Source organism: Agrobacterium sp. T29 (assembly GCF_006970545.1).
GTDB classification, from domain to species: Bacteria; Pseudomonadota; Alphaproteobacteria; order Rhizobiales; family Rhizobiaceae; genus Agrobacterium; species Agrobacterium leguminum.
This window is the reverse complement of sequence record NZ_CP040640.1, coordinates 2,846,602-2,869,828: the sequence shown is the minus strand read 5'-3', so window position 1 is coordinate 2,869,828 and position 23,227 is coordinate 2,846,602. Positions and strand designations below refer to the sequence as shown.

The following is a 23,227-nucleotide window of genomic DNA, read 5'->3' as shown; positions in this document are numbered from 1 at the left end:
CAAGAATTCCAATCTCCATGAGCTTGTACTCCTTTTTTCACAAGGCTAACGCGCAATGCTTGAAGAAGTTTCATTTGACGACGGGCTGGCTGCCTACAACTTCGCCTATCTGGACGAACAGACCAAGCGAATGATCCGCCGGGCGATCCTGAAAGCCATCGCCATTCCCGGTTATCAGGTTCCCTTCGCTTCCCGCGAAATGCCCATGCCCTATGGCTGGGGCACTGGCGGCGTGCAGGTAACCGCCTCCATTCTCGGCCCGGACGATGTGCTGAAGGTTATCGACCAGGGCGCAGACGACACGACCAATGCGGTTTCCATCCGCGCTTTCTTCCAGAAGGTGGCGAATGTCGCGGTTACCACCCGCACCAAGGATGCGACCATCATCCAGACGCGGCACCGCATTCCCGAAGAAGAACTGCATTCGGGTCAGGTCCTCGTCTATCAGGTTCCCATTCCCGAGCCCCTGCGCTTCCTCGAACCGCGCGAGACCGAAACGCGTGTCATGCACGCGCTGGAGGAATATGGCCTGATGCACGTCAAGCTTTACGAGGATATCGCCCGCAACGGCCGTATCTCCACCACCTACGCCTATCCGGTGAAGGTGGCCGGGCGTTACGTGATGGATCCGTCGCCTACCCCGAAATTCGACAATCCGAAAATGCATCTCTCGGACGCCCTGCAGCTCTTCGGCGCAGGACGCGAAAAGCGCATCTATGCCGTGCCGCCCTATACCGACGTCGTCAGCCTCGATTTCGAGGACCATCCCTTCGAAATCCAGCGCTTCGACAAGCCCTGCGCGCTGTGCGGTGCGGAGAATGTCTATCTGGACGAGGTGGTGCTTGATGATAAGGGCGGGCGGATGTTCGTCTGCTCCGATACCGACCATTGCGAGGACCGCCGCGCCCATGGCCATAAAGGCCACCTGCTGGCGGATGTGAAGGAGGCCGCAGAATGAGCGACGCACCGCTTCTGAAAGTCAGGGACGTTTCCAAATATTATGGCGACCGCGCCGGTTGCCGCAATGTCTCCTTCGAGCTTTATCCCGGCGAGGTTCTGGCCATCGTCGGCGAATCCGGTTCCGGCAAGACCACGCTTCTCAACTGCATCTCCACCCGGCTGATGCCGACGGCGGGCAGCGTGGAATATCGCATGCGCGACGGTTCGATGCGTGACCTCTATCATATGGGCGAGGCCGAACGGCGTTTCCTGATGCGCACCGACTGGGGTTTCGTGCACCAGAACCCGGCGGACGGGCTGCGCATGGCGGTTTCGGCCGGCGCCAATGTCGGCGAGCGGCTGATGGCCGTCGGCAACCGGCATTACGGTAACATAAGGCAATCGGCGAGCGAATGGCTGGAGCGGGTGGAAATCGGCACCGACCGCATCGACGACCAACCACGCGCCTTTTCCGGCGGCATGCGCCAGCGCCTGCAGATCGCCCGCAACCTCGTCACCTCACCGCGCCTCGTCTTCATGGACGAACCGACCGGCGGCCTCGATGTCTCCGTGCAGGCGCGCCTGCTCGATCTGGTACGCGGTCTCGTCAACGATCTCGGTCTTGCTGTCGTGGTCGTCACCCATGATCTTGCGGTGGCGCGGCTGCTTTCCCATCGCATGATGGTGATGAAGGGCGGCGATGTCATCGAACATGGTCTGACCGACCGGGTGCTGGACGACCCGCGCGAGCCCTATACGCAATTGCTTGTTTCCTCTATTCTGCAGGTTTGACGCCATGCCGACGCCTCTTATCGTTTCGGAAGTCTTCAAAAGCTTCACCATGCATCTTCGCGACGGCATCGAATTGCCCGTTGTGCGCGATGTCAATTTCTCCGTTTGCGGCGGCGAATGTGTCGTGCTCGGCGGTCCCTCCGGCATCGGCAAAAGCTCGATCCTGAAAATGCTCTATGGCAACTACACCATCGACAGCGGGCAGATTCTCGTTCGTCATGAGGGCCAGGTCGTCGATATCGGCAACGCCTCGCCGCGCACGATCCTCGATATCCGTCACCGCACCATCGGTTATGTCAGCCAGTTCCTGCGCACCGTGCCGCGTGTCGCTGCCATAGATGTCGTCGCCGAACCGCTTCTGGCGCACAAGGTTGCCGTCGATGAAGCCCGCGAACACGCAGCCATGCTGCTTTCGAAGCTCAACCTGCCACGGGAACTATGGTCACTGCCGCCGGCGACCTTTTCGGGCGGCGAACAGCAGCGCGTGAATATCGCGCGCGGTTTCATCACCGACCATACGATCCTGCTTCTCGATGAACCGACAGCCTCGCTGGACGCCCTTAACCGGCGTGTCGTCGTCGATATGATTGTCGAGAAAAAACAGAAGGGCACGGCACTGCTCGGCATTTTCCATGACGAGGAGGTACGGGAGGCCGTGGCCGACCGCATTCTGGACGTCTCACAGTTTTCTCCCAGAAAGGCAGTGGCATGAGCGTCAAGGTCGGTCTGGAACCGGTCATCCATGAGACCGCCCGTGTCAGCAACTCCGCGATCGGCCGCTATACCGAAATTTCGGAACGCTGCCGCATCGAGGAGGTCGAGATGGGCGATTACTCCTATGTCATGCAGGATGGTGCGATCTGGTGCGCCACCATCGGCAAATTCGTCAACATCGCCGCCTCCGTCCGCATCAACGCCACCAATCACCCGATGCAGCGAGCGACGCTGCATCACTTCACCTATCGTGCCCACAACTACTGGGACGATGCGGAGGATGAGACGGACTTCTTTGCCGCCCGCCGCGCCAAACGCGTCGTCATCGGCCACGATGTATGGATCGGCCATGGTGCGACGATCCTGCCCAGCGTCACGGTCGGAAACGGCGCGGTGATCGGGGCGGGCGCAGTCGTCTCAAAAGACGTCGCGCCCTATACCATCGTCGGCGGCGTGCCCGCCCGGCTGATCCGGGAGCGCTTCCCGGCGGAACTGGGCCGGCAAATGGATAATCTGAAGTGGTGGGACTGGGACCACGCGGCATTGCGCATCGCTCTCGAGGATTTCCGTAATCTGGACGCCGAGGATTTCGTCGCGAAATATGGCGGATGAAATCTTCCTCTTCCGAACACCTGCAAATCCCGGGGCAAAACCCCGGGATTTTTGTTTATGCGATCAAAAAAGACACGCGGATTTGAACGGTCCAAGATTCCTCCCGAAAGCTTTGTCGGCGAACAGGCGGATGCGAGATCCGTGAAATCTGTAATATTTTATTCATCAAACTGACATCCACACTTCACGCACCGCTGTTACGCCGAACCCCGTCAAAAAAGAAGATTGGACGGGGAAATGAGCTTTCACCTGAAGCAAGTCACGCGCCGCTTTGGCAACCACACTGCGGTCGATTCCGTGAATGTCGAAATTCCGCAGGGCCAGATGGTTGGCGTTATCGGACGCTCGGGTGCGGGAAAATCGACGCTGCTGCGCATGATCAACCGCCTCGTCGATCCGTCCTCGGGTTCCATCCATTTCAATGACACGGAAGTTTCGGTGCTGAAGGGCGCGGCGCTTCGCAGCTGGCAGCGCGACTGCGCCATGATCTTCCAGCAGTTCAATCTGGTGCCGCGCCTCGATGTGCTCACCAATGTCATGCTCGGTCGCCTCAATCACCGCTCGACGGCGCTCAGCCTGTTCAACATCTTCACCAATGACGAGCGCCTGATGGCCATCGCCGCCCTGGAAAGGCTCGGCATCGAGCATGTGGCCATGCAGGCTGCCGGCACGCTTTCCGGCGGTCAGCAGCAGCGCGTCGCCATCGCCCGCGCCCTGATGCAGTCTCCGAAGATGGTTCTGGCCGATGAGCCGATCGCTTCCCTCGACCCGCTGAACGCCAAGATCGTGATGGACGCGCTGCGCGACATCAACGAACGCGAAGGCATCACGGTCATCACCAACCTGCATACGCTGGATACGGCACGCAATTATTGCGAACGCATCATCGGCATGTCTCAGGGCCGCGTCGTTTTCGACGGAACCCCTACTGAGCTGACGGCTGCGGCCGTCACGGAGATTTACGGAACCGATTCTCAAGGGTCGGGCATCGACGAGACCATGACCTCGACCAGCATCAATATTCCCGGCGCGCAGCTTCCCGCGCGTCCGGTGCAGCAATCTGCCGGCCCCGAACCGCTCGCTCTCGCCGGGCTCTGAGGAACCGCTCAGCATCGTTTGCGCCCGCGTCAAGGGCCGATATTTCACAACAAACTCCGGCTCGCCGGGAAACAGGAGAAAGTCCATGTTGAAGAAAGTCCTTCTTTCGGCAGTCGCGCTTGGCGTTCTGGCCGGTTCCGCCATGGCTCAGGACGTCAAGGTTCTGCGCATCGGTCTCGACGGCTCCGAAAACGAAGCCGACCAGATCCGCAACACCAAGTGCGTTGCCGATGGCCTGAAGGCCGCGACCGGCGTTGCCGAAGTTCAGGTTTTCCCGTCGCCGGACTATAACGGCGTCATCCAGGGTCTTCTCGGCGGCACCATCGACATCGCTTCCATGGGCGCGTCCTCCTACGCCAAGATCGCCCTGGCCGATCCGAAAGCCGTCGATCCGATCCTGACCACCGCCGGCGCTGACGGTTCGACCGGTTATTACACGATCATGGTTGCCCGCAAGGATAGCGGTATCAAGACGCTGAAGGATGCCAAGGGCAAGAAGATCGGCTTCGCCGATCCTGACTCCACCTCCGGCTTCCTCGTTCCGAACGTGGCGATCCCGAAGGAAACTGGCGTTCCGGTCAAGGAATACTTCTCCGAAACCGGCTTCGGCGGCGGCCATGAGAACCTCGTTCTCGCCGTTCTCGACAAGAAGTTCGACGTTGGCACCACCTTCGGTTCGGGCGTCGGCAAGTGGGAAGAAGGCTACACCGCCGGCAACCTCTACCAGATGGTCAAGAAGGGCAACCTCGACATGGACGATATCGTCGAAGTCTGGAAGTCGCCGCTGATCCCGAACGGTCCGCTGATGGTTACGAACAAGCTCGGCGACGCGATGAAGCAGAAGGTTGAAGACTTCTTCATGGAACTGCCGAAGAAGGACCTCGCCTGCTTCCAGGGTTTCACCCAGGGCAAGAACACCGCCTACATCAAGGTCGATCCGTCCTTCTACCAGACGATCATCGACGCCCGTAAGTCCGTTATCGGCGGCTGATCCTCAGATCATATCCGGAAGCGGCGGTGCCTTGCGGCACCGCCGCTTTTGTCAATAAAGGAAAAGCGGCATGGCGACCACACTGCACCATGGTACCCTCTCGCCCGAGGGATTGAGCGCATCGTCCAAGACGGTCATGCGTCACTATCAACAGCAGCTTGCGACACGGCGAATCTATACCGTCATTTCGCTCGTGATCTTTCTCGCCATCCTCGCTGCCTCGCTGAATTTCGCCAATGCGGCCAATTCGGGTAAGTTCTTCGAGCGTCTGCCCTACTTTTTCGACTTCATGAAAACCTTCGTGCCCGATAGTCCGCTGGAAATCTTCCGCGCGATGTTCGACCTGCCGTCGCCCTATGCAGATGGCTCGCTGAAATACAATTATGTCGCGGACCGCGTTTATATCACCGACGGTTTCTACATACCGCACTTCATCTATCAGCTGATCATCACGCTCAATATTGCGCTGGTTTCGACAATCATCGGCACGGGTTTTGCCTTCGTGCTCTGCTTCTTCGCCTCTACCAACCTTGTCGGCGCCGGCCTCGTGCGCTGGGTGGTGCGCCGGGTGATGGAAGTGCTGCGCGCTTTTCCGGAAATCGTCGTCGCCGGGCTACTCACCGCCATCCTGTCGATCGGTCCGATAGCGGCGATCATCGCGATTTCGGTCCACACGATCGGCGCTCTGGGCAAGCTGTTCTTCGAAGTGGTGGAAAATGCCGACATGAAGCCCGATGAAGGCCTGCGCGCCGCGGGCGCCAACTGGCTGGAGCGGGTGCGATTCGCCATCGTGCCGCAGGTTCTGCCCAATTTCGTGTCCTATGCGCTGCTGCGCGCCGAAATCAACGTGCGCGCCTCCACCATCATCGGTGCTGTGGGCGGCGGCGGCATCGGCGAGGTCTTCCGGCTTTCGATCGGTAACGATCATGCGTCGAAGACCTATGCCATCATCATCCTTCTGCTGATCACCATCATCGCCGTCGACCAGTTTTCCAGCTGGCTGCGCCGCAGGCTGATCGGCCATCAATCCTTCGAATTCGGACGGGGAGCGGCCTGATGTCGACCAGCTTCATTCTCAACACCGCCGACCGCGAGAGATTGACGGCCGCGCATCCGCAAGTGTTCAACCGCAGTTTCATGCAGCGATATGGTCTGCTCGTCGGCCTTCTCACTGTCACCGTTTATCTCATCGGCTGCTTTTTCTTCTTCAATGTCGGTCCGGCCTTCATGCAGGGCCGATGGGATCGTGCCTCGAGCTATATTCAGGACTGGTATTCCTGGCGCGCCCAGCCGCGCCTGCGTTTCGAAGACGGCAAGGTGGAGCCGCAATGGTCCAGCCGCGGGCAATATCCGGTCGATGCAAAGATCGACTGGCTGCAGCCCCTGCCGGGCGGTGGCTACAGCGTCGTTTATGCGGGCACAGACAACCGCCTCGACGTGACCCCGACCCGGGTAGATGTCTATGTCGACGGCAAGAATTATCCCGTCATCATCAATGGAGAACAGGCCCGGGCATCCGACGATGGGCCGCAGGAAATCCAGCAGGACGGCAACAAGGTTCTCGTGCATTTTGGTTTTGCCGGGCAGGCGGAAATCCGCACCAGCCAGGTCTATGTCCAGCGCCGGTTCCTCGGATGGGCGAATTTCCTGTTCGACACCAAATCGGAATTCTGGGGCAAGGGCTATGGTGAACTCGCCGCTCTCGCGCTGTGGGGAGAAAGGCTCGATCCCGAGCGCTCCAATATCGGCCATATGGTGGACGATTTCCTCGACAACAGCGTCTGGCAACATGCCGATATTCTTTCCAAGCTGATGCAGACGCTGGTCATGGCCTTTGTGGGCACGCTGTTCGGCACGCTCGTCGCCCTGCCGCTCGCCTTCATCGCCGCGCGCAACATCACCGCCAACAGGGCCGCAAATTGGGGCATGAAGCGGCTGTTCGACTTCCTGCGTTCCATCGACATGCTGATCTGGGCGCTATTCTTCACCCGCAGCTTCGGCCCCGGACCGATCCCCGGCATTGCCGCGATCTTCTTCACCGATACCGGTGCGCTCGGCAAGGTCTATGCCGAGGCGCTGGAAAATGTCGACGACAAGCAGCGCGAAGGCGTCAAATCGGTCGGCGCTTCCCCGATTGCGGTCAACCGCTTCGGTGTGCTGCCGCAGGTCCTGCCGGTCTTCATTTCGCAGTCACTCTATTTCTGGGAAAGCAACACCCGCTCCGCCACGATCATCGGCGCGGTGGGCGCGGGAGGCATCGGTCTGAAACTGCTGGAGGCGATGGGCACCAATGCCGACTGGGACAAGGTCGCCTATATGGTCCTGCTCATCCTCTTCGTCGTTTTCCTGTTCGACCACATCTCCAATTCGCTGCGTTCACGCCTGATCGGCAAAACACAACACTAAGTCTGAAGGGATGGAATGGCGAACGTCGTAATGATGTTCGTCATCTCCGCCGGACACTTGCGCGGTCCCGATTTATGCCGGCCCTATCCCGTCATCATCTCTGCCTGTGTCTTCAGCACATTCGGAAGCTTGCCGCATTTCCAAGGCGCTTTTTTCCTTCGGCATCATCATTCTGTCACGGAAACCAATTACCTCGCACTCCTGACCTTGCGGGAAGCCGGCGAGTCACGCCAAATAGCTTCTCATCCCTGGTCTCCCATGACACTGAAGAGTGCTTGCCGTGCGCTATGCCATCTATTTTTCTCCGGCTAAAGATCACCCGCTAACTGAGGCAGCGTCACGCTGGCTCGGCCGCGACGCATTTTCCGGCACGCTGCATGACGACCACGACGACTATGCCGACATGACGGAGGAGCCACGCCGCTATGGTTTCCACGCGACCCTGAAGGCTCCTTTCGAACTTGCCGAAAAATATAGCGAGGCGGAGCTGCTCACGGCCTTCGAAGATTTCGCGGCCAGCCAGTCCACCTTCGAAATTCCGCGTGTCGTCGTCGGTGCGCTCGGGCCTTTTTTCGCACTGGTCCCGGACCGCACCTATCAGCCGCTGCAGGATTTTGCCGCCGAGATCGTCGATCATTTCGACCGGTTTCGCGCGCCCCTGTCAGAGACCGATATTGCCCGTCGGCGGCCACAGATGCTGACGGAGAGCCAGCGGCAAAATCTGTCGCTCTGGGGTTACCCGCATGTCATGGATGATTTCCGTTTTCACATGACGCTGACCGGCCGCATCGACGAGAGCGAGCAGCCCGCCATGCACGAGGTGCTTTCGGTGCGGTTTTCCGAATTCACCGATCGGCCTCTCAGCATTTCCGGCCTCGCCTTGTTCATTGAAGAAACGCGCGGCGCGCCCTTTACCGTTCATAGCTGGCACCCCCTTGGCCAGCCACCAAAGAAAGATGCGAACCCATGACCGAGCACGCCCTTTCCAATGCCCGTATCGTTCTGGAAGACGATATTATTCTGGGCTCCGTCCTTATCCGTGACGGCAAGATCGCCGATATCAGCGAAGGTGCTTCCAAAACCGGCGAAGACCTCGAAGGTGATTATTTGATCCCGGGTCTGGTGGAACTGCATACTGACCATCTTGAGCAGCATTATTCGCCGCGCCCCGGCGTGATCTGGGACAAGATCGCCGCCATTCAGGCCCATGACGCCCAGGTGGCCGCCTCCGGCATCACCACCGTATTCGACTGCCTCCGGCTCGGTTCGGATGAAGACGGCGGCTTCAAGAAGGGTGAAATGCGCGAAATGGCTGACGCCATCGAGGCCGCGGCGGATCAGAACCGCCTTCGTTCGGATCACCTGCTGCATCTGCGCTGTGAAGTCGCCTCCTCGGATGTGCTTGAACATTTCGAAGACTTCGAAACCGATCCGCGCGTGCGGCTGATTTCCCTGATGGACCACTCCCCGGGGCAGCGCCAGTTCCAGTCGATGGATCAGTATATATTTTACTACCAGAAGAAGCGTGGGCTGAGCGACGAGGCTTTCGCCGAGTTCGTGCGGCGTCGGCAGGCGGCGTCGGCGGAATATTCCGCCAAGCACCGCGATTATCTGGCCGCCCGCTGCGCCGAGCGCGGCATTACGGTCGCAAGCCATGACGACGCCACCGAAGCGCATGTCGGCGAGGCTATCGGCCACGGCGTGAAACTGGCGGAATTCCCCACCAGCGTCGAAGCCGCAAAAGCCTCGCACAGCGCCGGCATGAGCGTGCTGATGGGCGCGCCGAACATCGTTCGCGGCAAGTCCCATTCCGGCAACATCGCCGCCCGCGACCTCGCGGAGATCGGCGTGCTGGATGTTCTTTCTTCCGATTACGTGCCCTTCAGCCTGCTTTTCGCGCCATTCCTGCTCGCCGATCAGGTGGAAGCCATCAGCCTGCCGGAGGCGCTGCGCATGGTCACCGCCACGCCGGCACGCACCGTCGGCCTTCTCGATCGCGGTCGTATCGCGACGGGATTGCGGGCCGATCTGGTCCGGGTTCATCGCGAGGATGGCGTGCCGGTCGCCCGTTCCGTCTGGCGTCAGGGCAAGCGCGTGGCATGACCGATGATGGGCAGGATAGCCGGCGCGCGGCATCGCCCGGCACGATGATCGTGATTGTCGGCCCGAGCGGGGCCGGCAAGGACACGCTGATGGACTATGCCGCAGCGCGACTGTGTGGGCGGCCGGGCTTTCATTTCACCCGCCGCGTCATTACCCGCAGCGGCGATGCGGGGGGTGAAAACCACGATGCCGTTTCGATGCACGAGTTCAACCGGCTGGAAGATGCGGGCGCCTTCGCGGTGTCCTGGCAGGCGCATGGGCTGAAATATGGCATCCCGGCCGCTGTCTATCGTCATCTCAATGCGGGAGACGTGGTCATCGCCAACGGTTCGCGTTCCGCCCTGCCGCATTTCGGCACCGCCTTTTCCCGTCTTAAGGTCGTGAACATCGTTGCGCGGCCGGATGTGCTGGCAAGGCGACTGGAGCAGCGCGGGCGGGAAAGCCGGGACGATATTCTCCGGCGGCTGGAACGCAGCTCGTTGACGGTCGTTGGAGATTTCGACGTGACGACCGTCGATAATAGCGGCGCTATCGAAGATGCCGGCCAAGCCATCATGCAGGTGCTGGAGCAAAGCGCAGACACCGACCGCACTTAAAAACCCGGAGCCGGGCTGCTCGACAAACGCTCTCTCAAGGCTTACCATCAGGCGACAATTTCCAAACATGGTACGCCAAGGCGAGGGATGCCCGAGAAGAGGGTCAGTGACGAGATAAGTGTGGTGGCCGGTCTGGCTGCCGGCGTCAGCAATTATGCCCGGTCACGGGGCATCGATATCGCGCCGATCTGCAAGGCTCTGGACATTGATCCAGCCACATTCAGCAGCCTGACGGAACGCATCAGCCTCGATAGATTTTCACGCCTGCTCGAAACCTGCGCACTGATTTCCGGCGACGACGCCTTCGGTCTGCAATGCGCTTCCACCTTTCCAGCAGGTGCATCCGGCGCGTTCGGATATGGGTTGATCAGCGCACCGACGGTACGGGCGTTCCTGCGTTTTCTTCAGGACCATGTCTATTACGCGACCAACAACAGCAATTTCACCATGGTAACAGATGCCACGCAGGTGACCCTGTCATGGTCCTTCGCGCCGGTTATCGCCAAACGCGATCAATATGTGGATTTGTCGCTCGCCGTTCTGGTACAACGTCTCCGTGATATTCTCGGAGATCGTATCAACCAGATCGAGATCGGTCTGGAGCGGCCGAAACCGAATAATATTCAGCTATTTAAAGAAAGAATGACCAGGCGCGTCAGTTTTTCCCAGCCGATCCATACCATGCGTCTTCCGGTATCGCTTCTCGATGTGGTCAATCCGAATGCGGATGAGCGGCTGTTCGAGCTGATGAACCTGCAGTGCCGCATGTTGCGACCGGAAACATCGGCGGACGCGACCCATTTCATTGACCAGGTGAAGCGGTATATGCAGATGCGGCTCTCGGATGCCGAGCTTTCGCTCGGCGAGATCGCTCCCTATTTCAACCTGTCGGAGCGGAGTTTTCAACGGCGGCTCGCAGAGCTCGGCACCAATCTCAACGAGATAAAGGACGCCATTCGCAAAAATGCCGGTTTCAAACTCCTCGTGGAAAGCGATCTTCCGGTATCCGACATCAGTTACAGGCTTGGCTATTCGACACCCGGTGCGTTTTCGCGTTCCGTCTCCCGCTGGTTCGGGGCAACACCGACCGACATTCGCAAGAAACACGCGCATCATTCCGCCGGATGATACATGTTGAAGGCATCAATATTTCGGAATGACGCATTAAATTTGAGAAATATGTCGGCGCTCATCGCAATATGTGCCGAAACATAACAATAAAACGAAAAACTTGGCGCGCGATGTTATTCTATCGGCGTGGCACATCGCCTATTAGAGCGCCGCATATCCTTCGGGTGTGACGAAAACATTCCAGAGCTTTGAAGCTGCATTTCGCGCCAGGCCGATTGTGGTCTCTGGCAATATCGGTGTTGCAGTTCCTCTCAATGCACAGAATAGAGCGTCCGCGCCGGGATCGGCTGGCTGCGAAAGCGGCCCTTTATTGCATAATTACCGATGCCCCATGAAACCTATTGGCGAAATTAGCGTTTCTGTTCGCGTATAGACAGAGCGGTAAACGAGCTGGTTTCGGGGAATGAATCATTGACTGATCGTGCCCCGGGAAGGCCAATCTCTTTTAAGGCTGAAAGAAAATGTCTTCAAATACGCCGCATGAACATCGCCAGACGCGTGAAATCATCCTTTCGGAGCGTGAGCGGCATTATCTGGGGCTGGTCGCGCGGGGCAAGCATCCGTCCCACATCGCCCTGATAACCGGCGCGGACGAAGCGGACGTGAAGGACACTCTTGAAAGGGTGCGCCACAGACTGGGTGCGGCCAATCTGCTGAATGCCGTCAGCATCGCCCTGCTGCGCGGCCTGATCGAGCAGGACGCATAGTCGCCAACCTGATCATCCAAGCTTACGCGAAACGTCCCCTCCCGTAAGCTGAAAACCGAATGAGCGGCTTTCTGCGTCAAAATCCTTCCATATCAATGGCGGGATGGCGGACCAAAAGCGGGCTGGACATGATGTCCGGCCCTATCGACGCAAATGCAAAGCAGCCATTTACGGTTTGCCCGGCGGGTCATAGTCGACCCGCCGGGTTTTATTGTCACGTCAGAGCGATTGAATTTCGGCCAGAATATCGCTTTCGATCACGATGCCGCTTTCCAGCGCCTGCTTGCGAATCCCCTGGCTTCGGCGGCCGGGCAGGCGCACATTTTCCTGCTTTTCTATTTCGCCGGCGATGAGCGCCAGCCGCTCGGTAAAGGCCGCACCGCCTGACGATACCGGTTCTATGGCGATGATCGTATGGCCGAGAGAGGGCGGCGCTCCCTTGTCGTCGAGAAGGGAAGAAGCCTCGAATGCGAAGTTTCCGCCGGTAATCGCCGCGGCCATGATCTCCACCATCAATGCCAGCGCAGCGCCCTTGGCCTCGCCTGCGGGCACCATGGTTCCCTCTATGGCCTCTTCGGGATCGGTCGTCGGCCGACCATTTCGGTCGAGCGCCCAGTCGCCGGGGATGGTTTCACCCTTCTGGCGGGCCGCCATGATCTTTCCGCGCGCGACCTTGGAGAGCGCGAGATCGATGACCAGCGGATCGGCGCCGCTGACGGGGGTGGCGAAGGCGATTGGATTGGTTCCATAAAGCGGTTTGCTGCCGCCCCAGGGTGCCATGGATGCCGGTGCGTTGGCGAACATGAGCGCGACAAAACCCATTTCGGCGAGGCGCTCGACGGTCAGCGCCATGACACCCGCATGATGGGAGCGGTGGATCGCGGCAAGCGCAATGCCCTGCTGCCGGACCATGTCCGGCAATTCCTCAAGGACGCAATCGATCGCCGGATAGGCATAGCCGTGATTGGCGTCGACCGAGAGCACGCCCGGCTTCACGCGGGTCGCCACCGGACGCGCCTTGCCATCGACCTTTCCAACCCGCGCCTGCCGGACATAAACGGGGATGCGGCGAAAACCGTGACCGCCTTGACCGGCCGCCTCGGAGGCGACGAGCGCCTTTGCCACCGAATGGGCGTTTTGCGGCAGAACGCCGTTGCGCTCAAAGATAGAGGATACGAGATCCTCCGCCTCTTCGATTGAGAATTTCATGATTTTCGTGATTCCTGTTGGCTTGCATGCGATGGGACGGACTGGTCCTACTTTGCGGTATACGGTCGCTGCAAATCAACATGGAAAATAAATCGGGCATCCCATCCTCTCCAGAGTGGGGATGCCCTTATGCGGTCGGGCTGCTTCACCCTACTTGAAAAGAATCGGCAGGGTAAAACTCGTATTTGCGCCTGGCGGCGGCGGCGAGACGGACGCTCTTTGTATGACGGCCAGAAGCTTCTGATCCATCGCCGAGTCACCGGTGGATGAAATAATCCTCGCACCGCCGACGGAACCACCGCTGTCTATCTTGAATGAAACCGTAATGGTCATTCCCGATTTTCCAGCCGAACGCACCAGTCGCCGCTGCATCGCCGAGCGCACTTTCGCACCCCAATCGGCATTTGACATGGACGAGGACGAGAAGGAGCCGGCATTGCTGCGCGATGCCGCCGTCCGGTCGGACTGCTGGGCTTCAGCCTTCGCCGTTTCGCGCAGTTCCGATGCCTGCTGCGGTTTGGGACGCTGGCGCTCGACCTTCTTTTTCTCTTCCGGCTCTTTCTTTTCCACCTTCTTTTCGACGGGCGGCGGCGGAGGACGCATGACGGGCAGAGGAACCTCGACATTTTCGAGTTCCGCCATCATCTGCTCCTGAACGGGGTCGACCGGCTCCACGGGTTCGGGAATTTCCTGCGGTTCGACGATCTCCTCGACCGGCGGTTCAGGCGGCTGCACCGGCTCTGGCGGCGGCGGCGTTTCCGCAACCGGCTCCGGTGGCGGCGGCTCTTCCGGGGCAGCTTCCTCCACCGGTTCGCTGCTGTCGCTCTTCACCTCTTCGGCGTCTTCGACATCCTGCGCCTGCGTCGTTTCTTCGGTCTTGACGGCCTCCGGTATCGCCGCCATTTCGATCATGATCGCAGCAGGCGGCGGCCCGCCGGCATCCAGTTCCTCGGGTTCCTGCATCAGATAATAGGCAAAACCGGCGTGAACGCCCAGCATGAGCAGCGCCGCGGCCGACCACAGCGTCACTTCCCCGATACGGGAATGCCGGGCCTGCGGGTAGCCGTTTTCAGTCATGGCGCGGTTCCCGGCGCTGCAGGTTGGCCAGCGGCAGCGGGCTGCGATGCGGCAGCCGCGTTTTCCAATCCTACGAGGGCGATCTTCAGATAACCGGCATCTCTCAGCAGGTTCATGATTTCCATGAAGTGACCGTAGTCGACCGCCTTGTCGGCCCGCAGGAAGATGCGCGTATCCTTCTTGCCGCCCGTCTGCCGGTCGATGGCGGCCGCCAGCGCTTCGCGGGCAACCGCATCATTGCCGAGATTGAGCGAGAGATCGTCCTTGACCGTCAGATAAAGCGGCTCCTCCGGGCGTTCCGCCGGCTTTGCGGTGGATGCGGGCAGATCGACATTCACATCGACGGTGGCGAGCGGTGCGGCCACCATGAAGATGATGAGCAGAACCAGCATCACGTCGATGAAGGGCGTGACATTGATCTCGTGGTTTTCGGAGAGGTCGTCTCCGCTATTTTCGCGAATACCGCCAGCCATGCTCGATCACCGTCCAACCAGCGATACTGCGGGCTTGCTGGTGCTGCCCGGGGGAATACGGCGGAAATCGAGATCGCGGCTGACGAGGCGTTCCACGCCGGCTGCGGCATCCGCCAGCAGATGGCGGTACCCGGTGATGGAGCGGGCGAAGACGTTGTAGATCACCACGGCCGGAATAGCGGCGACAAGGCCGATGGCGGTGGCGAGCAGCGCTTCGGCAATGCCCGGCGCGACGACGGCAAGATTGGTCGTCTGCGATTCCGAAATGCTGATGAAGGAGTTCATGATGCCCCAGACGGTGCCGAACAGACCGACGAAGGGAGCAGTGGAACCGATGGTCGCCAGAACACCCGTTCCACGCGACATGCGGCGGCCGGCATGGGTTTCGATACGCGACAGCGCCGAAGAGACACGCTCCTTGATACCGCCGCCATCCGTGTGTTCGACCACCGCATCGGAAAGCTGCATTTCGTGGGTTGCCATGCGCAGCATCAGTGCTGCCGGCCCGCCCTTCTTTTCGACGGCCTCGGTGGCCTCCGTCAGGGTTTTTGCCCTGCGAATGACCTTGAGCGTCGAGCCGGCGCGCACCCGCGCACCTGCAAGCTCGATAGACTTCGCGACCCAGACCGTCCACGTGACCAGAGATGCGAAGGCAAGACCGATCATGACACCCTTCACAACCCAGTCGGCCGCCATGAACATGCCCCAGGGAGAAAGGTTGTGCGGGATATCCGCACGATGTTCGGCGCTCGCGGGCTCGGTGCTGACAGGCTCTATCGGGGTCGCGGCTTCATTCGGCGCGGTCGTCTGGCCCGTCTGTGCGGGCTGCTCGGTCTGCGTCGGCTGCGGCGCAGCGCCTTCGGCGCCCGGTGCGGTATTCGTCGCGGGCAGAGCGGGTGCAGGCTGGACTGGTGCCGGCTGAGTAGACTGAGGCTGCGAAGGCGCGGTGGCAGCCGGCTGTTCCGGTGCAGTCGCGGAAGGCTGGACGGGCGCGGCGGCCGGAGCGCCCGGCGTTGCAGGAGCCGCCGGCTGTGCCGGCTGAACCGCTTCCGTTTGCGGTGCGGGCTGTATCTGGGTTTCCGGTGCCGTCTGAGCGAAAACCGCGCCGGCACTCAAGCCGGCCAGCAAGGTGACAGCCATGGCAAGGGAGAGATGCCTTGTCGTGTTTGCCTTGTTGAAGGATGCGGAAGAAGTTGAGGTCTCAGCTGACATAATTTTTATCCCGGATTTCCGTCGATGAACTCATCCGCAGATTGACCGGTTCCTGAAAACCGGGGTCATGAACGGATACCGTCGTGAAAGCTTGACGTTCCGATAATAAACCTGAGTTCTTTTGACAACTATTATATTGTCAAAAGACCACCCGTAAACTCTTCTTTACAAAAAATTGACCGATCAACGGCCTTCAGCTGTTCTGCGAGGGCGAAAACTGCGCAACGAGGGCGTGCCGGTCACCGGGATAGGTGACACGGACGCGGGTGATATAATCCGCCCCATGCCAGGTCCGCCGATCAATGACCAGACAGGCAGCGCCGGAAGCAATACCGAGCGCGGCTGCATTTTTACGGTCGGCGGAAACGGCGCTGATACGATGTTCGGCCGCACTCCAGGGCACCATTTTCAGCAGCCATGTCCCCGGCCCGATCTGTGAAAAATCCGCGGCTTCCGCCTCCGGAACGGCGGTTACATTGATGATGCGCTCCTCAAGGCAAAAGGGAACGCCGCCGGCGAAGTGCGTGCAGGTAAGTTCCAGGACCGGGGCCTCGGCGGCAAGCGCCATAGCCGCGCCGTCTTCTTCCCCCGCAGGGCGCAGCCGTCGTTTGTCGAGACGGTAACCGTAGACCAGACCCAGCGCCTGCACCTCCCGCTCGATATCGTGGATTTCCAGAACGGCGGATTGCGCATGGGGCTGGCGAACGAAGGTGCCGAGACGGCGGCGTCTTTCGATGAGTCCGCGCTGCACCAGCTCGCCGAGAGCCTTGTTCACCGTCATGCGCGAACAGGCATATTGACGGGTCATCTCGTGTTCGAAGGGAATACGATAACCCGGCGGCCATTCGCCCGACATGATGTGGCGCTCGACATCATTGCGGATGCGCTCGTGCAGCGATTTTTCCTGAAGATCGGCGCCTGTGCTCCTCATCCCGATGCTTTTATCCTCCCCTTTGCCTGATCAACTATCCATGGGCAGCGGCGGCAATCGCCTCGCTGCGGATTTCCTCCGTAAGCTTGGCGCGCAGCTCAGAAAATTCCGGGCTGGCCTTGACGGTGTAGTGACGCGGATGCGGCAGGTCGACCGGCGTGATCGACTTGATGCGACCCGGCCTTGCAGACATGGTCACCACACGCGACGCCATGAAGACCGCCTCCTCGATATCGTGGGTCACAAAAATGACCGTCTTCTGCTCCCGCTCCCAAATGCCGAGCAGCAATTCCTGCATCAGCCCGCGCGTCTGGTTATCGAGAGCGCCGAAAGGCTCGTCGAGCAGCAGGATTTTCGGGCCGTTCGCCAGGGCACGGGCAATGGCCGTTCTCTGCTGCATACCGCCGGAGAGCTGTTTCGGCCAATGGTTCTCGAAGCCGCGCAGGCCGACCTTGTCGATATAGCTGTCGACGACCTCCCATTTTTCCTTCTCGGCAACGCCGCGTTCGCGCAGGCCGAAGGCGACATTTTCGCGGATCGTCAGCCAGGGAAACAGGGTGTAGGACTGGAACACCATGCCGCGATCCGCCCCCGGGCCCGTTACCGCTTTGCCGGACAGCAGCACTTCGCCGGTCGTCGGGCGGTCGAGACCGGCGATGATGCGCAGCAAGGTCGATTTTCCGCATCCCGACGGGCCGAGGATGGTGACGAAATCATTGCGGGGAATTTCCAGATCAGTGGGCTGCAAGGCCAGCGTCGGTTGCCCGCCCTGCACACCCGGAAAAGTGCGGCTGACGCCCTTGATAACGAGTTCGCTCATCAGGCAAGCCTCCAGGCGAAAAGCTTCCGGTTCAGCGATTTGAACGCGAAGTCCGAAATAAGACCGATAATGCCGATGACGATGATGCCGAAGATGATCTGCCCGGTCGCCATCAGCGCCTGGCTGTTGATGATCATATAACCGATGCCCGAGGAGGCGCCGATCAATTCCGCAACGATAACGTAGGTCCAGGCCCAGCCGAGAACGAGACGGAGGATTTCCGCAATATCGGGCGCATTGGCGGGAATGAGAACACGGCGAACAACGCCCCGGTCCTTCGCACCAAGCGTATAGGCGGCCTCCACCAGATCACGCCGCGTGCCGGCGACAGCCACGGCCACCATCAGGATGATCTGGAACACCGCGCCGATGAAGATCACCAGCAGCTTCTGCATCTCGCCGATGCCGGCCCAAAGAATGAGGAGCGGCACGAAGGCGGAAGCAGGCAGATAGCGCGCGAAGGAGACGAAGGGCTCCAGCAGCGCCTCGATGGGCTTATAGGCACCCATGGCGATGCCGACCGGCACGGCAACGAGCGATGCCAGCACGAAACCGCCGACCACGCGCCAGATCGTCATGCCGATATCGCTGGCAAAACCCTGATCGGTAAGCAGATAGATGCCGTCCTTCAGCATAGTGATGGGGTCGGCCAGAAAGGTCGGCGATACGAAACCGCCCAGCGTGGCAAAGCCCCAGGCGGAAAAAAACAGCACGAAGAACAGGATGCCGAGAGCAATTCTCGTGCTGTTCCTTATGGGTTGAAGAGGTTGCATCTGTCGCCTGTCCGGAAAACCGGCGCGGCACCTTCGCCGCGCCATCAGAACGCCGTGCGCGTCTCGTGACGCACAATCGACGCACTCACCTGTCTTTGGCTGCATATTCCCTGCAGGGAACGCGGCCATCTTTTCTGTTACTTGATGAAGGAAGTATCCGCGAGGGTCGAAAGATCGGGTTTCGACTTTATCACGCCGATTTCCAGCAGCAGGTCCGCCGATTTTTCCGAGAATGCCTTGAATTCACCCTCGAAAAACTTCTGGTTGGCGGCCTTGTCCTGCCATTCGAGGAACTTTGCCGAAGCGGCAAAGGCCTCGCCGGTCTGCTTCACATCCGCGCCCATCGTCGCATAGGACTTTTCGGGATCGGCCTTGATGAGCTCGAGGGCCTGGAAATAGCTGTCCGCCAGGGCTTTCGCCGCCTGCGGATTGGCCTTCAGGAAATCCGGGGTGCAACCGAACGTATCCATGACGGCGGGATAATCCAGCGTCGTGGCGAGGATTTTGCCCTTGTCGGGGGCGGCGCGGACAGTGGACAGATAGGGCTCATAGGTCATGGCCGCATCATTTTGACCGGCAACGAATGCCTGCGCGGCCGGTCCCGGCTCGAGGTTGACGACCTTGACATCTTTAAGAGTGAGGCCGTTTTCCTTGAGTATCCAGGCAAGGAAGAAATAGGGGGAAGTGCCCGGCGCGGAAGCGGCAACCGTCTTGCCTTTCAGGTCTGCGACCTTGGCAACATCACTGCGCACCGCAATGCCATCGGCGCCATGCGACTTGTCCATCTGGAAAATCTGGGTGGATTTCACGCCATTGGCATTCCACGCGATCCATGTTTCCACCGTGGTGGCGGCGCACTGGATGTCACCGGAAGCAAGGGCCAGATGGCGGCTCGCCTGCGGGATTTTCTTGATATCGACCTTCAGGCCGTTCTTTTCGAAAATGCCGGCCTGTTTGGCGAGCGTCAGCGGCGCAAAACCAGTCCACCCGGACATGCCGATCGTCACCGACGTCTCGGCATAGGCGGAAGCGGATGACAACAGCGCGGCGACTGTGGCGAGAACCCATGTTTTCTTCATGATCTGAACCCCTTTTGATTTATTTTTGTGCGATGTTGTTTATCGCTTTATTTGAGGCATGGTAGGCAGGGATTTTATATTTGTCTAGACAAAATAGAAGCTTCCGAAGGCCTCCAGAAAGATTGCAAATACACCATCCGGCATTCTAGACATAGGATAACACGGCCCCGCGCGCAGGCCCGCCGTTTTTCCATATCGAGCTTTCCATGACCAGACAAAGACGTCGCAGTATCATCAGGGCAAGACGAACCGGAACCGGAATTGCGCTGGTTGCCGCCATTTCCTTCATCGCGGGCATGACGGATGCGGTGGGCCTGCATATTTCAGGTGACTTCGTGTCCTTCATGACCGGCAACACCACGCGCGCCGCAGTCTCGATGGAGGCTGGCCTCTATTCCCATGCCGCGAAACTGCTTTTCGCGATCGTTGCCTTCGTGGCGGGCAATGCCGGCGGCATCGTGGTGGCGCATAAGTTCGACCGGCGCATCTTCGCCGTTCTGATGGCGGTGGGATTGCTGGTAACAATTGCCGCGCTGCTCGGCGGCGAGACTTCCGCTCTTGCGCAATTTTATCTCGTCGTTTTCGCCATGGGCATGGTCAACGCCGCCGTTGAGCACATTGAGGGACTGCCAATCGGGCTTACCTATGTGACCGGCGCGCTTTCCCGCTTCGGCCGCGGCATCGGCCGTTTTCTTCTCGGCGAACGAAGCCTCGACTGGGGCATTCAGATCGTGCCATGGCTTGGCATGATATGCGGCGCAATCTGCGGCGCCGTTCTCGCCGCCACCCTGCAATCGAATGCCCTTTGGGTGGTTGCGGCCACGGTTTTCGCCGTCGCCATCGCCACCTTCATCATCCCGCGCTCGCTTCGCCAGCGCTACAATCAAAGGGTCAAAATCCGGCGGATTACGCCCTGAAAATCGTCGCCGTCACTTTCGCGAGATGGTGACGAATTTCGTGCCGCGCACCCGCACCGTCATCAGGCAGGGTTCCTTGTCGGTACGCTCGCAATAACGCGGATGCATCTTCAGCACGAAAACCATGTTGCCGAAGCGCTTGATGAAATCATAGTCGTAAATCCGGGCCGTCGCGATCATCAGATAACCGCCCTCTTTCACCTGGACATAGAAATTATAGGGGCATCCCTCGTCGTCGCAGCTGCGGCCCTTTTCGCCGTCGCAATCGAGAACACCGTGATTGACGACGGCGTCCATCAGCCCATCATTGTTGATATCCAGCCGCGTGACGAAATCGTCGCCGAAGGCCGCCACCTTGCACTCGTTGCGGAAATGGTCCTTCTCGTAGATCTCGGGGTCGTTCACCAGTTGCTGCTGCGCCGAGAGCGCCACCGGAAACATCAAGAGAACCAGCGCCTGAAGAGCGGCAACGAGAGCGATTCGCACGGCATTTTCCTTTGCATCCGTTTCGGTTATGGATGTTGCGATCATCCGGGCGGCCAGCCTAGAGTTTAGTGCTTGCGCGACACTGACGTGTTCGCAGCCCTTGTTTCCGGGGGGAACCTTTTCATGACGCTTCTGGGTTTTCTCGACTATGCCGGCGTCGCCATCTTTGCCGCAACCGGCGCGCTCGCCGCCTCGCGCAAGCAGCTCGACCTGATCGGCTTCCTGTTTTTCGCCGCCGCAACCGGCATCGGCGGCGGCACGGTGCGCGATCTGGTGCTTGGCAGGACGCCGGTATTCTGGGTGGTGAACCCGACCTATATCCTCGTCTGCGTCTCGGTCGCGGTGCTGCTGTTTTTCACCGCGCATCTTTTTGAATCCCGTTACCGTGTACTGATCTGGCTCGATGCACTCGGGCTTTCCGCTTATTGCGTCATGGGAGCAGCCAAGGGGCTTGCCGCCAGCGGCTCCGCAACCGTCGCCATCGTCACCGGCGTTCTGACGGCGACGTTCGGTGGTGTGCTGCGCGATATTCTCGCCGGCGAACCGTCCGTGTTGCTGCGGCCGGAGATCTACATCACCTGCGCGCTCTTGGGTTCCTCCACCTTCATTGTCGTCTATTTCCTCGGCGCACCGCTTTATGCCGCATCAGCCGCAGGCGTCCTTACGGCCTTCGCCGTCCGGTCCGGCGCGCTGATCTTCGGCTGGACTTTTCCGCCCTATAAGGCAAAGCCCGGCAGACGGCCGGAAGATGTCATGAAGTGACATATAGAAATGACCGCCGAAAACAGAAATGGCGCCCGCGGGCGCCATTTTCACATCCGCTATCGGACTGAAGCCTCATCCGCGCTTGCGACGAAGGCGGATGACCACGTCCACATGGGCGATTTCCATGCCCTCGGGCGCTTCCGGCAAATTGTCGATCTGGAGGTTATTGACGGGAATATCCAGAACCTCGTTCTCGCCCTCCACGAAGAAGTGGTGGTGATCCGAGACGTTGGTGTCGAAATAGGTGCGGGCGCCTTCCACGGCGAGAACACGGATGAGGCCGGCTTCGGTGAACTGGTGCAGCGTATTGTAGACCGTGGCGAGAGAAACGGGCACGCCGGCGGTGACCGCCTCATCGTGCAGTTCCTCGACCGTCAGATGGCGATCGCCCTTTGCGAAAAGCAGATCGCCCAAAGCCACACGCTGTCGCGTGGGGCGCAGCCCCGAGCGCCGCAACCTCGTTCCGATATCCAATGTGGCGTCAAATGCCATGCAATCCCATTCCAAACAGAGGTATGAAACTTACCAATTGCATTAGCATATATCTTTTGCGGCGAGTGCTTTCAATAGTTTCGGCGTGGCTTAGGCGCGGCAAATGGCGGCAAACCGGCCATTCCTGCAAATTTCCTCTGGTTCCAGCCGTACGGTTCCTGTATGCGGACGGCATATTGAGGTAATGACTTCTGCGAAGAAGGTTCGAAGACAAAGAATGTGGGCAGAGCGGCCTCTGCCCTTGCAGCGCTTCATTTTGAACCTAACTTGCTCTAGTGAAGTCGATCAACACCAGTAACTGGGGAAGTGAAAGCGGTATGGCAACGAGGCAATCAAGTTACAATTACGAGGAGATCCTGTCCTGCGGTCGCGGCGAATTGTTCGGCCCGGGAAATGCACAGCTCCCATTGCCCCCCATGCTCATGGTCCATCGCATTACCGAAATTTCCGAAACCGGCGGCGCCTTCGACAAGGGTTTCATCCGCGCCGAATACGATGTCAGCCCCGACGACTGGTATTTCCCCTGCCACTTCCAGGGCAACCCGATCATGCCGGGGTGCCTCGGCCTTGACGGCATGTGGCAGCTGACCGGTTTCTTCCTCGGCTGGCTGGGCGAAGAAGGCCGCGGCATGGCGCTTTCAACCGGCGAAGTGAAGTTCAAGGGCATGGTTCGCCCTCACACGAAGCTCCTTCAATATGGTATTGATTTCAAGCGCGTGATGCGCGGTCGTCTGGTGCTCGGAACCGCCGACGGCTGGCTCAAGGCGGATGGCGAAACCATCTATCAGGCGACGGACCTGCGCGTAGGCCTGTCGAAGGAAAAGGCTGCCTGAGGCAGACGGAATAGTCCTGACAAACGCCGGGCGGCTTCTGTCGTCCAGCCGAAATCTTAAGAAAAGGTCCC

General features: G+C 59.7%; 26 protein-coding genes. 16 read left to right on the top strand and 10 right to left on the bottom strand.

All coding sequences use genetic code 11. The annotated features are described in order from the left end of the window. The first annotated feature begins 55 nt into the window (after positions 1–55). The 13 genes from FGF54_RS14270 (at position 56) to FGF54_RS14210 (ending at position 12,089) form a co-directional block, all read left to right on the top strand. Positions 56–958, top strand: a complete 903-nt coding sequence (locus FGF54_RS14270) for an alpha-D-ribose 1-methylphosphonate 5-phosphate C-P-lyase PhnJ (protein WP_065654731.1) — start codon at positions 56–58, stop codon at positions 956–958. Then, positions 955–1,731 (top strand): phosphonate C-P lyase system protein PhnK, encoded by a 777-nt coding sequence (phnK, locus tag FGF54_RS14265; protein WP_004439249.1) that lies wholly within the window; start codon positions 955–957, stop codon positions 1,729–1,731. The genes FGF54_RS14270 and phnK overlap by 4 nt, the downstream gene beginning before the upstream one ends. Positions 1,732–1,735: 4 nt before the next feature. Further along, entirely contained in the window at positions 1,736–2,443 is a 708-nt protein-coding gene (gene phnL / locus FGF54_RS14260) for a phosphonate C-P lyase system protein PhnL (RefSeq protein ID WP_142780000.1), read from the top strand. Next, positions 2,440–3,057, top strand: a complete 618-nt coding sequence (locus FGF54_RS14255) for a DapH/DapD/GlmU-related protein (RefSeq protein ID WP_142779999.1) — start codon at positions 2,440–2,442, stop codon at positions 3,055–3,057. Before phnL ends, FGF54_RS14255 begins: the two co-directional genes overlap by 4 nt. A 237-nt stretch (positions 3,058–3,294) precedes the next feature. Continuing rightward, positions 3,295–4,155, top strand: a complete 861-nt coding sequence (gene phnC / locus FGF54_RS14250) for a phosphonate ABC transporter ATP-binding protein (RefSeq protein WP_142779998.1) — start codon at positions 3,295–3,297, stop codon at positions 4,153–4,155. 85 nt (positions 4,156–4,240) lie between these two features. Next, complete coding sequence (gene phnD, locus FGF54_RS14245) at positions 4,241–5,146, top strand: phosphonate ABC transporter substrate-binding protein (protein ID WP_080852847.1); 906 nt, start codon at positions 4,241–4,243, stop codon at positions 5,144–5,146. 70 nt (positions 5,147–5,216) lie between these two features. Continuing rightward, entirely contained in the window at positions 5,217–6,203 is a 987-nt protein-coding gene (phnE, locus tag FGF54_RS14240; protein WP_080852848.1) for a phosphonate ABC transporter, permease protein PhnE, read from the top strand. Continuing rightward, on the top strand, positions 6,203–7,552 hold the full coding sequence (phnE, locus tag FGF54_RS14235; RefSeq protein ID WP_142779997.1) for a phosphonate ABC transporter, permease protein PhnE: 1,350 nt from the start codon (positions 6,203–6,205) through the stop codon (positions 7,550–7,552). Before phnE (FGF54_RS14240) ends, phnE (FGF54_RS14235) begins: the two co-directional genes overlap by 1 nt. Positions 7,553–7,823: 271 nt before the next feature. Next, entirely contained in the window at positions 7,824–8,522 is a 699-nt protein-coding gene (locus tag FGF54_RS14230) for a DUF1045 domain-containing protein (RefSeq protein WP_170988555.1), read from the top strand. Next, positions 8,519–9,655 (top strand): alpha-D-ribose 1-methylphosphonate 5-triphosphate diphosphatase, encoded by a 1,137-nt coding sequence (locus FGF54_RS14225; protein WP_020809169.1) that lies wholly within the window; start codon positions 8,519–8,521, stop codon positions 9,653–9,655. The genes FGF54_RS14230 and FGF54_RS14225 overlap by 4 nt, the downstream gene beginning before the upstream one ends. Further along, a complete protein-coding gene (gene phnN, locus FGF54_RS14220) occupies positions 9,652–10,251 on the top strand; it encodes a phosphonate metabolism protein/1,5-bisphosphokinase (PRPP-forming) PhnN (protein ID WP_168208105.1) in 600 nt (199 codons plus the stop codon). The genes FGF54_RS14225 and phnN overlap by 4 nt, the downstream gene beginning before the upstream one ends. An 87-nt stretch (positions 10,252–10,338) precedes the next feature. Beyond that, entirely contained in the window at positions 10,339–11,379 is a 1,041-nt protein-coding gene (locus tag FGF54_RS14215; protein ID WP_003524402.1) for an AraC family transcriptional regulator, read from the top strand. Positions 11,380–11,843: 464 nt separating this feature from the next. Continuing rightward, complete coding sequence (locus tag FGF54_RS14210) at positions 11,844–12,089, top strand: LuxR C-terminal-related transcriptional regulator (protein WP_059759034.1); 246 nt, start codon at positions 11,844–11,846, stop codon at positions 12,087–12,089. A 219-nt stretch (positions 12,090–12,308) separates the two neighbouring features. On the opposite strand, the gene FGF54_RS14205 is transcribed toward FGF54_RS14210, so the two are convergent. The 8 genes from FGF54_RS14205 to FGF54_RS14170 form a co-directional block, all read right to left on the bottom strand. Then, positions 12,309–13,298 carry an Ldh family oxidoreductase gene (locus FGF54_RS14205; RefSeq protein WP_142779996.1) on the bottom strand — a complete coding sequence of 330 codons (990 nt, stop codon included), beginning with the start codon at positions 13,296–13,298 and terminating at the stop codon, positions 12,309–12,311. A 150-nt stretch (positions 13,299–13,448) separates the two neighbouring features. Next, positions 13,449–14,375: an energy transducer TonB gene (locus tag FGF54_RS14200; protein ID WP_142779995.1), complete on the bottom strand. Its 927-nt coding sequence runs from the start codon at positions 14,373–14,375 to the stop codon at positions 13,449–13,451. After that, complete coding sequence (gene exbD, locus FGF54_RS14195) at positions 14,372–14,848, bottom strand: TonB system transport protein ExbD (RefSeq protein WP_080818355.1); 477 nt, start codon at positions 14,846–14,848, stop codon at positions 14,372–14,374. The genes FGF54_RS14200 and exbD overlap by 4 nt, the downstream gene beginning before the upstream one ends. Before the next feature lie 6 nt (positions 14,849–14,854). Further along, complete coding sequence (gene exbB, locus FGF54_RS14190) at positions 14,855–16,060, bottom strand: tonB-system energizer ExbB (protein ID WP_142779994.1); 1,206 nt, start codon at positions 16,058–16,060, stop codon at positions 14,855–14,857. Between the two features lie 193 nt (positions 16,061–16,253). Further along, positions 16,254–16,991: a histidine utilization repressor gene (gene hutC, locus FGF54_RS14185; RefSeq protein ID WP_078051436.1), complete on the bottom strand. Its 738-nt coding sequence runs from the start codon at positions 16,989–16,991 to the stop codon at positions 16,254–16,256. 34 nt (positions 16,992–17,025) lie between these two features. Next, positions 17,026–17,811 carry an ABC transporter ATP-binding protein gene (locus tag FGF54_RS14180; RefSeq protein ID WP_142779993.1) on the bottom strand — a complete coding sequence of 262 codons (786 nt, stop codon included), beginning with the start codon at positions 17,809–17,811 and terminating at the stop codon, positions 17,026–17,028. Further along, positions 17,811–18,584, bottom strand: coding sequence for an ABC transporter permease (locus FGF54_RS14175; protein ID WP_020809179.1), 774 nt, complete (start codon positions 18,582–18,584; stop codon positions 17,811–17,813). Before FGF54_RS14175 ends, FGF54_RS14180 begins: the two co-directional genes overlap by 1 nt. A 137-nt stretch (positions 18,585–18,721) precedes the next feature. Further along, positions 18,722–19,663 carry an ABC transporter substrate-binding protein gene (locus FGF54_RS14170; RefSeq protein WP_142779992.1) on the bottom strand — a complete coding sequence of 314 codons (942 nt, stop codon included), beginning with the start codon at positions 19,661–19,663 and terminating at the stop codon, positions 18,722–18,724. Positions 19,664–19,869: 206 nt separating this feature from the next. Here FGF54_RS14170 and FGF54_RS14165 point away from each other — a divergent pair, with 206 nt between their 5' ends. Further along, positions 19,870–20,580 carry a YoaK family protein gene (locus FGF54_RS14165; RefSeq protein ID WP_003524382.1) on the top strand — a complete coding sequence of 237 codons (711 nt, stop codon included), beginning with the start codon at positions 19,870–19,872 and terminating at the stop codon, positions 20,578–20,580. Between the two features lie 12 nt (positions 20,581–20,592). Here the strand turns inward: FGF54_RS14165 and FGF54_RS14160 are convergent, their stop codons facing one another. After that, positions 20,593–21,111, bottom strand: a complete 519-nt coding sequence (locus FGF54_RS14160; RefSeq protein WP_003524381.1) for a hypothetical protein — start codon at positions 21,109–21,111, stop codon at positions 20,593–20,595. A gap of 78 nt (positions 21,112–21,189) precedes the next feature. Between FGF54_RS14160 and FGF54_RS14155 the strand changes: the two genes are divergently transcribed. Then, complete coding sequence (locus FGF54_RS14155) at positions 21,190–21,828, top strand: trimeric intracellular cation channel family protein (protein WP_003524379.1); 639 nt, start codon at positions 21,190–21,192, stop codon at positions 21,826–21,828. 75 nt (positions 21,829–21,903) lie between these two features. Here FGF54_RS14155 and irrA read toward each other — a convergent pair whose 3' ends face one another. Beyond that, positions 21,904–22,323, bottom strand: a complete 420-nt coding sequence (gene irrA, locus FGF54_RS14150) for an iron response transcriptional regulator IrrA (protein ID WP_003507276.1) — start codon at positions 22,321–22,323, stop codon at positions 21,904–21,906. A 317-nt stretch (positions 22,324–22,640) separates the two neighbouring features. Here irrA and fabA point away from each other — a divergent pair, with 317 nt between their 5' ends. Further along, the gene (gene fabA, locus FGF54_RS14140; RefSeq protein WP_003507274.1) at positions 22,641–23,156 is read left to right on the top strand and encodes a 3-hydroxyacyl-[acyl-carrier-protein] dehydratase FabA; all 516 of its coding nucleotides are present in this window, start codon (positions 22,641–22,643) and stop codon (positions 23,154–23,156) included. Positions 23,157–23,227 lie beyond the last annotated feature (71 nt).